This is a genomic window from Microbacterium sp. str. 'China', assembly GCF_002993305.1.
In the GTDB taxonomy this organism is placed as follows: Bacteria; Actinomycetota; Actinomycetes; order Actinomycetales; family Microbacteriaceae; genus Microbacterium; species Microbacterium paraoxydans.
Genome location: NZ_CP027434.1, coordinates 249,222 through 264,474, shown reverse-complemented (window position 1 = coordinate 264,474; position 15,253 = coordinate 249,222). Strand labels below are relative to the sequence as shown.

General features: G+C 70.5%; 12 protein-coding genes and 1 pseudogene. 5 read left to right on the top strand and 8 right to left on the bottom strand.

Going from position 1 to position 15,253, the window contains the following annotated elements; translation table 11 throughout:
• Positions 1 to 129: 129 nt before the first annotated feature.
• The 7 genes and pseudogenes from C6C15_RS01225 to C6C15_RS01195 all read right to left on the bottom strand — a co-directional run bounded on the left by C6C15_RS01225 (position 130) and on the right by C6C15_RS01195 (position 7,306).
• Positions 130 to 1,862, bottom strand: a pseudogene (locus tag C6C15_RS01225) (ABC1 kinase family protein).
• Positions 1,863 to 1,907: 45 nt separating this feature from the next.
• Positions 1,908 to 2,525 (bottom strand): PadR family transcriptional regulator, encoded by a 618-nt coding sequence (locus C6C15_RS01220; protein WP_082750032.1) that lies wholly within the window; start codon positions 2,523 to 2,525, stop codon positions 1,908 to 1,910.
• Between the two features lie 71 nt (positions 2,526 to 2,596).
• Positions 2,597 to 3,508 carry an ROK family protein gene (locus tag C6C15_RS01215; RefSeq protein WP_082750029.1) on the bottom strand — a complete coding sequence of 304 codons (912 nt, stop codon included), beginning with the start codon at positions 3,506 to 3,508 and terminating at the stop codon, positions 2,597 to 2,599.
• Positions 3,505 to 4,188, bottom strand: coding sequence for an N-acetylmannosamine-6-phosphate 2-epimerase (locus tag C6C15_RS01210; protein WP_105949090.1), 684 nt, complete (start codon positions 4,186 to 4,188; stop codon positions 3,505 to 3,507). The genes C6C15_RS01215 and C6C15_RS01210 overlap by 4 nt, the downstream gene beginning before the upstream one ends.
• Positions 4,185 to 5,051 (bottom strand): carbohydrate ABC transporter permease, encoded by an 867-nt coding sequence (locus tag C6C15_RS01205; RefSeq protein WP_025104068.1) that lies wholly within the window; start codon positions 5,049 to 5,051, stop codon positions 4,185 to 4,187. Before C6C15_RS01205 ends, C6C15_RS01210 begins: the two co-directional genes overlap by 4 nt.
• A complete protein-coding gene (locus C6C15_RS01200; RefSeq protein WP_199787679.1) occupies positions 5,038 to 6,006 on the bottom strand; it encodes a carbohydrate ABC transporter permease in 969 nt (322 codons plus the stop codon). Before C6C15_RS01200 ends, C6C15_RS01205 begins: the two co-directional genes overlap by 14 nt.
• 10 nt (positions 6,007 to 6,016) lie before the next feature.
• Complete coding sequence (locus C6C15_RS01195; protein WP_105949089.1) at positions 6,017 to 7,306, bottom strand: ABC transporter substrate-binding protein; 1,290 nt, start codon at positions 7,304 to 7,306, stop codon at positions 6,017 to 6,019.
• Positions 7,307 to 7,433: 127 nt separating this feature from the next.
• Between C6C15_RS01195 and C6C15_RS01190 the strand changes: the two genes are divergently transcribed.
• The 3 genes from C6C15_RS01190 to C6C15_RS01180 all read left to right on the top strand — a co-directional run bounded on the left by C6C15_RS01190 (position 7,434) and on the right by C6C15_RS01180 (position 11,422).
• Positions 7,434 to 8,150 carry a GntR family transcriptional regulator gene (locus tag C6C15_RS01190; protein ID WP_060921953.1) on the top strand — a complete coding sequence of 239 codons (717 nt, stop codon included), beginning with the start codon at positions 7,434 to 7,436 and terminating at the stop codon, positions 8,148 to 8,150.
• Positions 8,151 to 8,190: 40 nt separating this feature from the next.
• On the top strand, positions 8,191 to 9,693 hold the full coding sequence (locus tag C6C15_RS01185) for a DUF4127 family protein (protein ID WP_158698499.1): 1,503 nt from the start codon (positions 8,191 to 8,193) through the stop codon (positions 9,691 to 9,693).
• Between the two features lie 127 nt (positions 9,694 to 9,820).
• Entirely contained in the window at positions 9,821 to 11,422 is a 1,602-nt protein-coding gene (locus tag C6C15_RS01180) for a glycosyltransferase family 2 protein (protein ID WP_158698498.1), read from the top strand.
• Between the two features lie 85 nt (positions 11,423 to 11,507).
• Here C6C15_RS01180 and C6C15_RS01175 read toward each other — a convergent pair whose 3' ends face one another.
• Positions 11,508 to 12,851, bottom strand: coding sequence for an HNH endonuclease signature motif containing protein (locus C6C15_RS01175; RefSeq protein WP_234024201.1), 1,344 nt, complete (start codon positions 12,849 to 12,851; stop codon positions 11,508 to 11,510).
• A gap of 266 nt (positions 12,852 to 13,117) precedes the next feature.
• Between C6C15_RS01175 and C6C15_RS01170 the strand changes: the two genes are divergently transcribed.
• Both C6C15_RS01170 and C6C15_RS01165 read left to right on the top strand, forming a co-directional pair.
• Positions 13,118 to 14,197, top strand: coding sequence for an extracellular solute-binding protein (locus C6C15_RS01170; RefSeq protein ID WP_105949085.1), 1,080 nt, complete (start codon positions 13,118 to 13,120; stop codon positions 14,195 to 14,197).
• Positions 14,198 to 14,232: 35 nt separating this feature from the next.
• Positions 14,233 to 15,252 carry an ABC transporter ATP-binding protein gene (locus tag C6C15_RS01165; protein WP_105949084.1) on the top strand — a complete coding sequence of 340 codons (1,020 nt, stop codon included), beginning with the start codon at positions 14,233 to 14,235 and terminating at the stop codon, positions 15,250 to 15,252.
• Position 15,253: the final 1 nt, after the last annotated feature.

Here is a 15,253-nt window from a genome sequence, read left to right as displayed (position 1 = left end):
ATCTTTCCACCTGCGGGGCCTCAGGCGGACGCGGGAGATCAGGCGCTCCTGGTTGGGAGCGCCTGATTCCGCGCGTTCGCCTGTTCTGGCGGGGCCGTCGGGCGGGGTTCAGGCGGGGTTCGGCGGGAGTCAGCGGGGGCGGCGGCGGCCCAGGAAGAGGGCGCCGAGGAGCGGCAGCACCGAGACCCACAGCAGGGTGATACCCAATGGCGGGAGCGGACCGACGAGCAGCGCCCCGCCGACGAGCATCGCGGCGAACAGCACGCCGGAGGCGATCCGCCGTGCGATGCCCTCCAGCCGGTCGAGGCGGCGCTCCAGACGCGAGGTGTCGAAGGAGACGTTTCCGTCGTCGACGCGGGTGATGATGTCGTCGATGCGCTTCGGGAGCCGCCAGGTCGTGGCCGCGTTCGCCATGGCCTGCTCCGCCATGTCCTGCATGAGGTTTCCGGACTCGTCGCGGAGGAGCCGCGCGGCGTACGGCTCGGCCGCGTCCCACACGTTGAATGCCGGGTTCAGGCCGCTACACATGCCGGACGTGAGGGACACGGCCCGGATGAGGAGCAGCATGTCCTCGGGGAGCTGCAGCGGAAGCCGCCGCACCATGTCGCCGAACTCCTCGGCGAAGTCGGTGAACTCCCGCGGGTCCACCCGGCTCAGCTCCGCGAACCCCATGCCGCCGAAGCGCGCGAAGAGGGCGGTCAGCGCCCGCTCCAGCTCGCCCGTGTCGGCCGTGGGGAGGAGTACGCCGATCTCCTTCGCGGCACGGACGAGGCCGCGACTGTCCCGCGCTGTCACCGCGATGAGGAGGGTCCGCAGCCCCTGGCGGAGGTTGTCGGAGACCTCGGCCATCATGCCGAAGTCGATGAACGTGAGCCGGAAGCCGCCCTGGGCCCCTGAGCCTCCTTGGGTCCCTGAGCCCTCTTGGGTCCCTGAGCCCATCGAAGGGACGGGCGTGACGAAGATGTTGCCGGGGTGCGGGTCGGCGTGCACGAACCGGTGCGTGAAGACCTGGTCGAACATCACCTCAGCGAAGGCATCGGCGACCGCGGAGGGGTCGATGCCGGCCGCCCGGAGCGCCGCGGTGTCGTTGATCTTGATCGCGGTCACGTCGGACAGCGTCAGGACCCGGCGGGTCGTGCGCTCCCAGACGATCTCGGGGGCGGCAACGCGGGGTCGTCGGCGAAGTTCTCACGGAACCGCTCGGCGCTGCGGGCTTCGTGGAGGTAGTCGATCTCCTCGAGGCTCGTGACGGCGAACTCCTCCACGAGGGCGGGGGCGTCCACGCGGTCGGCGACGATCCGGACCCGGGTCAGCCACCGCGCGACCCGGCGGAGGGCAGCGAGGTCGACGGCGACGATCTCGTCGATGCCCGGGCGCTGCACCTTGACCACGGCCTCGTCGAGCCCGGTGTCCTCCGCATCGAGCGCCGACAGCCGCGCCCGGTGCACCTGGCCGAGGGACGCGGCCGCGACCGGGGTGTCGTCGAACCAGGTGTACACCCGCTCGAGCGGCATGCCCAGCTCGGCCTCCGCGAGCGCCCGGATCTGCGGGGTGGGCACGGCAGGAACCTCGTCCTGCAGCCCCTCCAGCTCGGCCGTGATCTCGGGCGGGAGCACATCGAGGCGCGAGGACATGAACTGCCCGACCTTGATCATGAGCCCACCGAGTTCGACCGCGAGCGTGTGGAACCGCCGCGCGAACCGCTGCATGCGGCGGGCGCGCGTGCGCTCCGCGACGGACGACAGCCCGAACCGCGGAAGCACGAGCTCGAACCACCAGATCTTCAGGAACTCACGGCTCGCGAACGACAGGATGCGGCGGTACCGGGCTCGGTGAGGACCCTGTGCCGCCGCTGCCGTCATCGCGTCATCCTTCCGCCGTTCCGCGCCGGACGCCGCACGACGCGGTCAGTCCTGGGCGAGGATCGTGTACAGCCTACGGCGGGCCTCGTCGAGCACCTCGATGGCCTGCTGCACCTGCTCCGGGGAGCCGCTGCGCCCGACCTGCGCGGCCGCGGCGGCGAGATCGACTCCCGCCTTCGGCAGAGCGCTGTACCGGGCGTCACGACTGCGGTCCTTGTCGGAGGACGGCACCCACGGCGGGGTCTCGGTGCTCTCCGCGGCGACGGCCCGGCCGGCCTCGGTGAGGGCGTAGGTCTTGCGGCCGTTCTGCTCCTCGGCCTCGATCAGGCCCTCGTCGGCGAGGAGCTGAAGCGTCGGGTAGACGGAGCCGGCACTGGGCTTCCAGGTACCGCCGCTGCGCTCGGCGATCTCGTTGATGATCTGGTAGCCGTGCATCGGTCGCTCGGTGAGGAGCGAGAGCACGGCGGCGCGCACGTCGCCGCGGGCCATGCGGGACCCGCCGGAGGGACGCGACTCGAACGACTTGCGGAGCTGGTCCATCGCTTCGAACAGTGCTCCGGCCGGACCCTGCGAGCCACCGAAGAGGTTGCCGAGGCCGCCGGCGAAGTCGCCGCCGTTGCTGCCGTTGCCGCCGAACGGGGTGGAGGGGAATGCGTTGTTCATGATGACCTCCCAGTCGTGAACGATACTCAACGATATATCGTTAACGCTGAATGTGGGGTGGGAATCCGGACTCAGACCCGTGCCAGCACCGCAGCCCCGGTGACGGTCGCATCGACCCCGAGCTCCGCGGATCGCACCCGGGCCGTCGACGGGCCCGGCATCGCCGCCTCGCGGTAGGCGCGGGCGACCCCGGCGAGATACCGCTCCCCGATGGCCGCCACGCCGCCGCCGACGGCGACGACCTCCACGTCCAAAAGCGCCTGCGCCCCGGCCAGCGCGCGCCCGAGGAACGCCGCCCCCTCCGCGATCACCTCTTCGGCGACCGGCTCCCCGGCACGAGCGGCCGCATCCACGTCCCGCAGCGTGCGCGCCGTGCCGGTGCGCTCGAGGTACGTCTGCTCCAACGCCGGACCGGAGGCCACGGCCTCGACGTGCCCGACCCCTCCGCAGCCGCATCGACGACCGGCCAGTCCTGGCGGGAGGGCGAGCTCGGTGTGCCCGACCGATCCCGCCGTGCCGGTCACACCCGCGCGGAGACCGTCCGGGAGGACGACGGCTCCCCCGATGCCGGTGCCGACCGTGACCATCAGCAGACCACGCGCTCCCCGACCCGCCCCTGCCGTGGCCTCCGCGACCGCCGCCGCGTGCACGTCGTTGACGACGACCACCGGGGCATCGAGGGCTCGGATGAGCGTCGCACGCAGCGGGAAGCCCGCCCAGCCGCTGATCGCATCGGTGGCGGAGGTGATGCCGCCGTCCTGATCCACCACGCCCGCAGTGCCCACGCCGACCGCCGCGAGCTGCTTCCCGCCGCGGATCACATCGATCGCATCGACGACCGCCCGCACGATGGCCTCGCCACCCTCCCGAGCCGGCGTCGGCAGGGTGTGCACGGCGGTGGCGCGACGGCGCGCCCCGCCCGGCTCCGCACGGAACCCGGCGACGGCGATCTTCGTCCCGCCGATGTCGACCCCGACGATCACACGCGCTCCCGGGCGGCCGGCGTCGCGGCGACGAACCGACGCGTGAGGGCGATCGGATCGGTGATCGCTCCGCCGACGACGACTGCAAAGGCCCCGGCGTCAAAGGCCGCGCGCACCTGCGCAGGGGTCTGGTAGCGACCCTCGGCGATGGTCGGGATCCCCGCGGCGACGAGCGCGGCCACAAGGTCGAGGTCAGGGTCGTCCTGACGCGGCGAGTGCGGGGTGTAGCCGGACAGCGTCGTGCCGACGACCGCCGCCCCCGCCGCCCAGGCCCGCTCGCCCTCCGCGACCGTCGACACGTCGGCCATCACCGGTCGCCCCGTCGCCGCGGCGATCTCCCCGATGAGCCGGAAGTCCGTGCCGAACTGCTCCGTCGTGGCGTCCACCGCGATGATGTCGGCCCCGGCCTCCGCCAGCCCCGCGGCGAGCGCGCGTTCCGGGGTGATGACGTTGCGGACGCCGTTCCAGACCTTGTGGAGCCCGATGATCGGCGCATCGGTCACCGGTCGCACCCGACGGATGTCCTCCGGCCCGTTGAGCCGCAAGCCGCTCGCACCGCCGAGCAGCGCCGACTCGGCGAGCGCGCCGATGACGGGGGTGTCTCTCGCGGGGGCTCCCGCGGAGGCCTGGACCGAGGCGACGAGCCGGCCGCGGAGGAGGGCGAGGGATTCATGGGTCACTTGAGGGCTCCTGCACTGGCACCGCCGATGAAGAACTTCTGGCCGAGGAGGAAGATCGCCACGGCCGGGAGGGTGAACATCACGCACGCGGCCATGAGCGGCCCCCAGGCCACGTCGTTCTCCCCGAAGAAGGCGTACAGACCGATGGACAGCGTGTACGTCGACTGGTCGTTGAGGTAGATGAGGGGATTGAGGAAGTCGGTCCACGCCCAGACGAACTGGAAGATCGCGGCGGTCACGATGGCCGGGCGCGCCAGCGGGAGCACGATCGTCGCGTAAGTGCGGAACTCGGAGGCACCGTCCAGGCGGGCGGCCTCGATGAGCTCGTCCGGCACCGCGAGGAGGAACTGCCGGATCATGAAGATGAAGAACGGCGTGCCCAGGAACGCGGGGACGATGAGCGGGAGGTAGGTGTTCGTCGCCTCCAGCCCGTTCCACACGAGGAACAGCGGGATCAGCGTGACCTGCGGCGGCAGCATCATCGTGGCGAGCACGAGGATCAGGAGCGGTCGGGCGCCGCGCCACTTCACCTTCGCCAGCGCGTAGGCGACGAGGGGGCAGGAGATGACCGTGCCGAGGATGCTCATGCCCGAGACGAAGAGCGTGTTGGCGAGGTAGCGCCACACCGGGATCTGCGCGAACGCCTCGGCGAAGTTGGCCGTCGTCCACTCGGCGGGCAGCAGGGTGGGCGGGGAGGAGAAGACGTCGCCTGGTGTCTTGAACGCGGTCGACAGCATCACCAGCAGCGGGAACAGGAACAGCAGCGCGAGCAGCGTCACCGCGATCTGCTGCCGGACGCGGCGGAGCGTGCGCCGGGTGCGGCGGGGCCGGCGCACCGGTGCGGAGATGTCAGCGTGCACCATCGTGGACCCACTTCCTCGAGGTCGCGAGCACGATGAGGCTCACGGCGAGCGTGATGATGAACAGAGTCCACGCCATGGCGGAGGCGTAGCCCATCTTCAGGAACACGAAGGCGTTCTGGTACAGGTACATCGCGTAGGAGAGCATCGACTGCCCCGGCCCCGAGCCCGCCTGGTTGAGGCGCTCCTGCGACAGGATGTAGGGCTGCGTGAAGATCTGCAGGAACCCGATGATGCTCACGATCACCTGGAACAGGGTGACCGGGGAGACCGTGGGCCAGGTGACGTTCGTGAAGCGGCGCCACGCCCCCGCGCCGTCGAGCTCGGCCGCCTCGTACAGCTCCTTCGGCACCTCCTGCAGGGCGGCGAGGTAGATGATCATGGTGCCGCTGACGGTCCACAACGACATGAGGATGATGGCGGGCTTTGTCCACTCCGGCTGCTGCAGCCAGGCCGGCCCCTCGATGCCGAACCACGACAGGAAGTAGTTGATGAAGCCGTACTGGGCGTTCAGCAGCCAGCGCCACAGGTAGCCGCCGACGACGACCGGCACGATCGACGGGAGATACACGAGCGCGCGATAGAGCGGCTGGCCCCGCACGGGCGTGTTCAGCAGGTGCGCGCCGGCGAGCGCGATGCCGATCGCGAGCGGCACGCCGAAGACGGTGAGCACGGCTGTGTTGGCGAGCGACTTCCAGAAGACCCCGTCGGCGAACATCTGGGTGTAGTTGTCCAGCCCCACCCACTCCGGCGCCTGGAACAGGTTGAAGTCGGTGAAGCTGTAGTACGCCGACGCTGCGATCGGATAGGCGAAAAGGAACAGGAAGCCGACGATGAACGGCGACGCGAAAGCCAGGCCGATCAGCGTGGTCCGGCGGCTGCGGCGCCGCCGGACGGGAGCGCCGGGTCCGGCAGGAGCGTTCTCCTGCCGGACCCGGGGTGCTGTTGCCGTGGTCACGAGAACCGACTCACTTCGAGGCGTAGGAGGCCATGCGCTCCTCGACGGTCGCGATCGCCTCCTCCGGGGTGGCGGTCAGTCGCACGACCTCGTCGAACGCGGTCGCGAGGTCGGTCGCATACTCGGCGCTGTACGGACGGCTCGCCAGGGACTTCGCGTTCGGGGAGGACGCGGCCTCCGCCCAGACGCCGAAGTCCTGCAGCTCGTCGAACGCGGCGCTGCCCGCGAGGGAGGAGCGGCCGGGGAGGTTGCCGAGGGCGACGGCGAACTTCTCCATGGGCTCGTCGCTCACGAGGTAGGCGAGGAAGGTGGCCGCCTCCTCCTTGTGCTTCGAGTTCGCGGGGATGAAGAGGGTGCTCGCGGTGACCTGCGTGCTGTTCTCCAGGTCGGGCGAGGCGGCGGGGATCGCGGTCACGCCCCACTCGAACTCGGGGGCGATCTTGGCGGCGCTGGCCGACCGCCACTCGCCGTCGATGATCATGGCGACCTGGCCGCTGAAGAACGGGTCCTGCGCGGAGAGGTACTCGCCCTGTCCGGACACGAACGTGGCCATGGCGTCGGCACCGACCGGCTCGATCACGTTGTCCTGATACCACTGCAGGGCCTCGATGTTCCCGTCTTCCGCGGGGGTCGGGCCGTCTTCGCCGTCCCAGCTCCCGCCGAACGCGTAGCCGAGGGTCGTGAGGGTGGTGCTGTCGTTCGCCGAGCCGAGTCCGAGCTGCGTGATCTTGCCCGACGCGTCCTTCTTGGTGAGCTTCGGGATGGCGGCGGCGAGCTCGTCCATCGTGGTCGGCGGGGTGACCCCGGCCTCCTCCAGAAGCTGCGGGTTGTAGAGGAGCTGGAAGCTGTGGATGGCGATCGGCAGCGAGTAGATCTTGCCGTCGTAGGTCATCTGCTCCATGGCGCTGGGGACGAAGTCGTCGACATCGATGTCCTCGGCGGCGATCGCCTCGTCGAGCGGTGCGAGGATGCCCTTCGAAGCCCAGGCGCCGACGGTGTTGCCGAAGTTGTCGGAGATGTCGAAGGAGCCGTTCGACGACGACATCGACGTGAGCTGCTTCTGGGTGTCGGGGCTGGAGACGCCCGTGACGACGATGTCGTCCTGACTGGCGTTGAAGTCGGCGATGATCGCCTCCAGCGCCTTCGCCTCCTCCCCTCCCCACAGGTACGAGAACGTGATCTCGGTGGGGCCGTCCGCATCACCGCTGCCGCCGGCGCAGCCGCTCAGGGCGACGATCGTCGCCGTGCCTACCGCCCCGGCGACCAGGACGCGTCGGCGCATGTTGTGCTTCACGTGCATGGGGATTCTCCGCTCATCGTTGACCGTGCAAAGGATTGGAATAGACCAATTAAGAACCGCTGAGAGGAGACATTGACACAATCCCGGGTGATCGTCAAGATTGGGTTAGTCCAAACGAGGGGGAACCATGGCGGCGATCGAGGGCGTCACGAAGCACGAACGCGTGCGCCGGCATCTGGAGAAGGTCATCGACCAGGGGCTCGCACCCCACGAGAAGCTGCCCACGGAGCGCGAGCTCGCGGAGTCGCTCGAGGTGAACCGGCAGACGGTGCGTCGCGCCCTCGACGAGCTCGAACGGGACGGCCTGGTGTACCGGCTGCAGGGGGCGGGCACCTTCGTGAGCGCCTCGCGGATCAGCAAGGCCTTCGAGCTGACCTCGTTCTCGGAGGACATGCTCGCCCGGAACATGCGACCGGGCTCCCTCTCCGTCGACGTCGGCACCGCGGCGGCCGGGCAGACCGCCGGATACGCCCTGAACCTCAGCCCGCAGTCCCCCGTCGTGCGGATCCGCCGCGTCCGGACCGCCGACGACATCCCGATCTGCCTGGAGGTGTGCTCGATCGCGGCCGACACCGTGCCGGGTCTGGAGGACGGCATCGTGGGCGACTCGCTCTACGACGACCTGCGCACCCGGTTCGGCATCACCGCCGTGCGCGCCGACCAGGAGATCCACGCGGTCGTCCTCGACGAGGAGCAGGCGGCCGCCCTGCAGACGCCGCCGTTCTCCCCCGCCTTCCTCGTGAAGCGCACGACCTATGACGCCCGCAGCCGCCCGATCGAGTACGCCGAGTCGGTGTATCGCGGCGACCGCTACTCGTACCTCGTCTCCATCGCCCGCCCCTGATCCCCGATCTGCGACCCCCTTCACCGACGAAAGGCTCCTCGTGTCCGACCCGATCCTCCGCCCGCGCATCGCGCTGCTGCCCCTCGACGACCGCCCGGTGAACGTCAAGCTCCCGGGAGACGTCGCGGCCGTCGCGGGCGTGACCCTCGACGTTCCGCCCGCCGGGATCCTCCCCTCCTACCGGACCGCGGGCGATGCCGACGGGCTGGGTGCCTGGCTGCGCGAGCGTGCCGCGGATCCGGCGACCGTGCACCTGGTGGTGTCGGTGGACATGCTGCTCTACGGGGGACTCATCGCGAGCCGCACGAGTCACGACACCACCCGCGACGTGCTGGCGCGCCTGGACGTGCTGCGCGAGGTGCGGCGGATGCGGCCCGACCTGCCGATCTCGGCGGTGTCGCTGGTGACCCGGGCGAGCAACTCCTACTCCGCGGCCGAGGAGCCGACCTACTGGACGGAGCACGGCAAGGAGATCCACGCGCTCGGCGGCGACGCGCACCGGCTGCTCGGCGAGACCGAGGTGCTGCCGCTCGACGAACTGACCCCGGTGCCGGCCGATGTGGTCTCCGACTACTCGTCTCGGCGGCTGCGCAACCACATCATGAACCTCTCCACGCTCGGCCTCGTGGAGGACGAGACCCTCGACTTCCTGGCGATCACCGCCGACGACACCGCTCCGTTCGCGGCGGGCAGCGCGGAGCAGGTCTGGCTCCGGCACTGGATGCGGATGCTGCCGTCGGGCCGGCGCGTGCTGATGTACCCGGGGGCCGACGAGGTCGGGGCCGCGCTCGTCGCCCGGGCCCTCGCGGCGAACGCCGGGGTGACCGCCTCGTTCTCGGTGGTCTGCGCGGACGCCGCCGGCATGGAGCGCATCCCGCCCTACGAGAACATGTCGCTCGCGGCGTCGGCGAGCCGGCAGATCCGCGCAGCCGGCGCCGAGGAGGTCGCCGCAGGAGGCGATGTCACCCTCGTGCTGCACGCCCCGGACCCCGACCGGCACGACATGTTCCGCGGGCGGCCGGAGGTCGTCGACGCCGAGGCCGTCGCGGGGACGGTCGCACTCGTGCGGGAGCGTCTGGACGCCGGGGAGCACGTGGCCCTGGCCGACGTGCGCTACCCGAACGGCGCGGACGAGGCGCTCGTACGCGCGCTGGCCGAGGCCGGACTGCTCGGGCGCCTGGAGGCCTTCGGCGGGTGGAACACCGCCGGGAACACGCTCGGCAGTGTCGTCGCAGTGGCCGCCGCCGCAGTGGTGGGCAGGGCCGCCGGCTCCTTCGACGAGCGCGCCGCGCGGATCGCCCTGCTCACGCGGCTGCTCGACGATTTCGCCTACCAGGCCGTGGTGCGCACCGATGCGGGCCCGTCGCTCTTCCCCGACATCTACCCGATGACCGAGGATTCGCAGGTCGCGACGGCCGAGCGCGTCATCCGTGCGGAGCTGACGGCCCTCCTGGAGTCGATGCTGCCCGCCGATGACGTGCGAATCGTGGAGCTGACCCTCCCCTGGCGGCGCTCGTTCGAGATCGGTCTCACCCTGCACTGATCCTCCGCGGCGTCGGCATACACCCGAGACCGCCGCGAGCCTGCCGCACTCCACAGGAAGGGATGGTTGGCTGGAACCTCCGGCGGGGGAGATTCGGGCCGGCCACGATCACAGGGGGATGACGTCCATGAGCAGTGCGACCGGGGACGAGGCGGCCGGCGGCCGCGTGCGGGTGAGCGTGGTGGTGCCGGTGTTCCGGCCGAAGGCGTCGTTCGACGACCTCATCGCGTCTCTCGACGCCCAGACGCTGGATCGGGAGGCGTTCGAGGTCCTGCTCTGCGACGACGGCTCCGGGGAGGAGACGGCCGCGCGGCTCGAGAGCATCGCGAAGGATCGCCCCCACGTGCGCGTGCTTTCGCTGCCGCACTCCGGGTGGCCGGGCACTCCGCGCAACCGCGGCGTCGAAGAGGCCAGGGGCACGTACGTGCAGTTCGTCGATCAGGACGACTGGCTCTACCCGCGCGCACTGGAGCGGCTGTGCGATTACGCGGACGAGAACGGCTCCGATGTCGTGGTCGGCAAGGAGGTGGGCATCGGACGCAAGCTGCCCGCCAAGATCTTCCAGCGCGACATCCCGAACGCCGTGCTCGGGGAAGACCCGATCCTGGAGATGCTGACGCCGCACAAGATGTTCCGGACGGCGTTCCTGCGGGAGAACGGCATCCGCTTCCCTGACGGGAAGGTGCGACTCGAGGACCATCTCTTCGTGATGCAGGCGTACTTCGCCGCCGACACGATCTCGGTGCTCGCGAGCGAGCCCTGCTACGCGTGGGTGAAGGAGCCGGGGAGCGCGAGCTCGTCCCGGATCGAACCGGAGTCGTACTTCCCGCATCTGGAGACCGTGCTCGACGTGGTCGAGGCGAACACCGAACCGGGGAAGGTGCGGGATCGACTGCTGCGGCACTGGTTCCGCGGCAAGATCCTCAACCGGGTCGCCGGGCGACGGATGGTGAAGTACCCGGCGGAGTATCGCGACCGTCTGCTAGACGTGGTGGTGCCGCTCGCGCAGCGCCGCTTCGGACCCGGCGTGGACGCGGGGCTGTCGTTCCCGCAGCGCATCCGGGCCGCTCTGCTGCGCGCCGATCGCCGCGACGACCTGCTCGCCTTCGCTGCCTTCGAGGCGGACACGACCTGCACCGCCACCGTGACGGCGGCGCGCTGGTCGCGCGGCGGCCTGCAGCTCACCGTGCGCGTCCGTCTGCTCCGGGACGGCGAGGAAGCGTTCGTGTTCGAGACCGTCGGTTCCGCCGACCGACTGGTGTCCCTGCCGCTGTCGACGACCGAGGATCTCCCCTCCGGGCTTCTCAACGCCCGCAAGGAACGTCGCGCGGACCGGGTCGACCTGGTCGCGCGCGATACGCCGACGCCCGGCCGACCCGCGGAGTCGACGGCCGGCTCGGAGCGCAAGATCGGCGGCCGGCGCCCGAAGCGTCTCGACACGGTGCCGATCGCCCTGGACCCGATGAAGGTGTTCCGTGAGGACGGCGCTCGCGAAGCCGACCTCACCGTCGCCGTGCGCTACGCCGGCTGGATGTTCACCGCTCCGCTGACAGCGGCTCCCGACGTGACGGCACACCTCGGAAGGTCGCCGCTTCTCGCGGGCCGTCGGGTCGAACTCGTGCGTAACGAGGACGGCAGCCTGCGGCTGCGCCGCGAGTGGCCGGGCGGCGCCTGGCGCGACGCCCTCGCGCGTGCCGCCCGCCGCGTCCGCTCCCGACTTCGCCGCTGACAGCGCGATCCGGCATTCAGGCGCGCCGGCCACCAGGAGCCGGTGCGCGCCATCGCGACACCGTGCGCGAACAGCCGCTATCCACTCAGGCCGCGACATCGAAGCGCGCCCGTCCGCCCAGCCGCGGCGTGCGCTCCGGGTCGACCCACCGCGGCGGAAGAAACCACGGCCGGCCGGTCACACCGGAGCCCTCGATGACGATCTCCCACCCGTTGTCGTGGATGCGGTGGTGACAGGTCTCGCAGAGCAGGATCCCGTTCGAGAGATCGGTCGGACCTCGGTCGCGCTGCCACCAGCGGAGGTGATGAGCCTTCGTCATCCCCGGCGGGAGCCCGCACATGGCGCACCCGCCATCCCGCTCGGCGAGCGCCAGGCGTTGGGCTCGTGTGAAGAGGCGCTTCTCGCGACCCCAGTCCAGAACCTCGCTCGCCCCGCCGAGCACGCAGGGGATGACGCCGCCGCTGGCCGCCATCCGCCGCGCGGCGCCGATGTCGATCACCTGGTCGAGCCCGTCGATCGTCGCCGACCCGGCTCCCGCCTGCAGATCGTCCAGCGATACCCGGACGATCACCGTCGCCCCCGCGAGCGGCACCCGATCACCGTCACACCCGAGCACATGCCCGCAGAAGAGGGCCAGCGCATCGGCCTGGATCATCGCGACCGAGCGCCGGTCGGCGTCCGGCGACCCCGCATCAGGGGCGTCGAGGCGGGCGGCGAACACGGCGGACACGTGCCCGCGGATCGCGGTGACGACCGGCGCCGCGGTCTCGGCATCGAGCTGCGCGTGCAGGTGCACCATGCCGTCCCGTTCGAAGATGCGCAGTCCGCGCCGAGCGCGCTGCTCCTCCGCCCGCGGCGCCACGCCGTCGGGGTCGAGCCACGCTTCGGCGCGGAGGACGAGTTTGCGCACCGCATCGAGCTCGAGCCCCTCGGCTGTGGCGACCAGCACGCGCTCCGCCTCGGCGATGCGTTCCGCTCCCGCAGCCACGCGGCAGCGGTCCAGCAAAGCGACGAGGAGTGTCGCCGCCGGCGCTCCGAGGGCACCCGACGCGAGCGCTTCCCGGAGGAGCGGGTACCGGGCGGGCAGCGGCGCGCCGAGCAGATCGCTTCGCGGGGCGGTCGCCTCTCCGACCTTCACCAGACGCTGTGCCTCCCCCGTCGAGATGCCTGTCATCGCGGCGATGAGCTTCGCCGCCGTGCGGTACCCGCGTTGCTTCGCCAGGCTGTCGGCTCCGAGCTCCGCGCGCGACTCCCGAGCGATGCCGGCGGCCACGTCGACGTGCATCGCGTCGAGCCGGCGCCGCAGAAGCCCGATCGCGTCGGCGACGTCGACGAGCTGCGCGCGGGAGAGCTCAGGCGCATCACCCGCAGAGTCCCACGCCTGGTCGAGACGCTCCATCGCCTCGCGCAACCCGGACATTTTCGACATGCTTCATTTTATCTCCGAAGCGCCCGACTTTCGAAGCTTTGTTCTAATAGATGCCGGTATTTCGCCCCGGCCGACAGGGCACCTCGCCCCAGGTCCGACGCAGGGCCCCCACCCGTTCACCTCATCGCATCCTCGCGTTCACGCCGCGCGCCTATCTTGAGTGCGGACGCGCGACCGCGCTCACGAAACCAGACAATCTTTGTGCCTTCACCACAAGAACCGGTAGTGTCGCATCGACACACCTCGAAGGCGAGAAAGGGACGAACATGGCCGACAGGCAGCAGAGGCGCTGGGCGCTCATCGGATTGACGGCCGCAGCGGCGATCGCGCTCACCGGATGCACGGCGGGCGGCGACGGAGACGCGGACGGCGGCGGCAGCGACAGCGGCTCCGGGGACACCCTCATCGTCTACACGAACTCGAACAGCGACGGCCGCAGTGAGTGGATCACCGAGAAGGCGGCCGACGCGGGCATCGACATCGAGATCGTGGGCCTTGGCGGCGCCGACCTGACGAACCGCATCATCGCGGAGAAGAACAACCCCGTCGGCGACGTGGTCTTCGGCCTGAACAACATGTTCTTCGAGCAGCTCAAGACGGAAGAGGCCATCACGGCCTACGAGCCGAGCTGGAGCGGCGAGGTGCCCGCGGACGCCGGCGACCCGAAGGACGGCGCGTTCTGGCCGCTCGTGGAGCAGGCGATCGTCACGGTCTACGACGAGAACCGCATCAGCGACGCGCCCACCGACCCCGACGACCTGTACACCGACGAGGAGTACGCCGGCCGCTACGAGGTCAACCCCGCGCTCGGCCAGGCCACCCCGCAGCTCGTGCTCGCCAGCATGCTCACCCGTCACCTCGACGAGGACGGCGACCTCGGCGTGAGCGACGAGGGCTGGGACCTGGTGAAGTCGTACTACGCCAACGGCTCCCCCGCCGTGGAGGGCACCGACCTCTACGCCCGCATCACCCGCGACGAGGTGGACTACGGCGTGCTGCCGTCGAGCGGCATCTCCGCCCGCGACGAGGAGTACGGCACCAGCACCGGCATGATCGTCCCCGAGTACGGCGTCCCCTACGTGACCGAGCAGATCGCGCAGATCAACGGCACGGACAACGAGGACAAGGCGCAGGAGTTCATCGACTGGTTCGGCAGCGCCGAGGTGCAGGGCGAGTTCGCCGCGGAGTTCAACGCCATGCCGGTGAACGAGGGCGCGGTCGAGAAGGCCAACCCCGAGGTCGTCGAGCTCATGGGCACGCTCGACCGTCAGGACATCGACTTCGGCTTCGTGAGCGAGAACCTCGGCGCCTGGGTCGAGAAGGTCACGCTCGAGTACATCGGCTGACCCGCGCAGTCCCGCACCGGCAGAGAGAGAAGACGATGATCCGTTTCGACGACGTCGAGGTCGTGTTCGGCGACCACCGTGCGGTCTCGCACCTCGATCTGGAGATCCAGGAGGGTGAGTTCTTCACCCTCCTGGGTCCGTCCGGATGCGGCAAGACCACCGCCCTGCGCACGCTCGCGGGGTTCATCCAGCCGACCGGCGGGCGCATCCACATCGCCGGTCGTGACGTGACCCGCGTGCCCAGCGAGAAGCGCGGCGTGGGGATGGTGTTCCAGAACTACGCGCTGTTCCCGAGCATGAATGTGCGGGAGAACATCGCGTTCGGCCTCTCGGTGCAGAAGGTGTCGAAGGCCGAGCAGCGGCGACGCGTGGACGAGGTCGCCGATCGCACCGGGCTCGCCGCGTCGCAGCTCGACAAGAACGTGGCGGAGCTGTCCGGCGGCCAGCAGCAGCGCGTCGCCATCGCCCGGGCGCTCGCCCTCACCCCCAGCATCCTGCTGCTCGACGAGCCGTTGTCGAACCTCGACGCCAAGCTCCGCGTGCAGCTGCGCGAGCAGCTCAAGGAGCTGCAGCACGAGGTCGGCGTGACCACCGTGTACGTCACGCACGATCAGGAGGAGGCGCTCACCCTCAGCGACCGCATCGCCGTGCTCGACGCCGGGACGCTGCAGCAGGTGGGCACCCCGGAGGAGATCTACGACCGCAGCGCCACGCCGTTCGTCTGCCGGTTCATCGGCGAGAACAACCGGCTCACCCCCGCGCAGCTCGTCGCGATCGGCGCGGACCTCGACGCCACGGCGGAGAGCTACGTGCGGCCGGAGAAGCTGCACCTGGCATCGCCGTCCGCGGCCACCGCCGGCGGCACGGCGTCGCTCGACGGTACCGTCGCGGAGCGCACGTACCACGGCAGCCACAGCGTCTACACGGTGTCGGCGGCTGACGGGACGCTCCGGGTGAGCGTGCCGGCCGCGGCGAGCGCGCACCGCTGGGACGTCGGCGACGCCGTGCGCATCGACGTCGACCCGCGGTGGATCCTGCAGTACCCGGCGGCGTGAC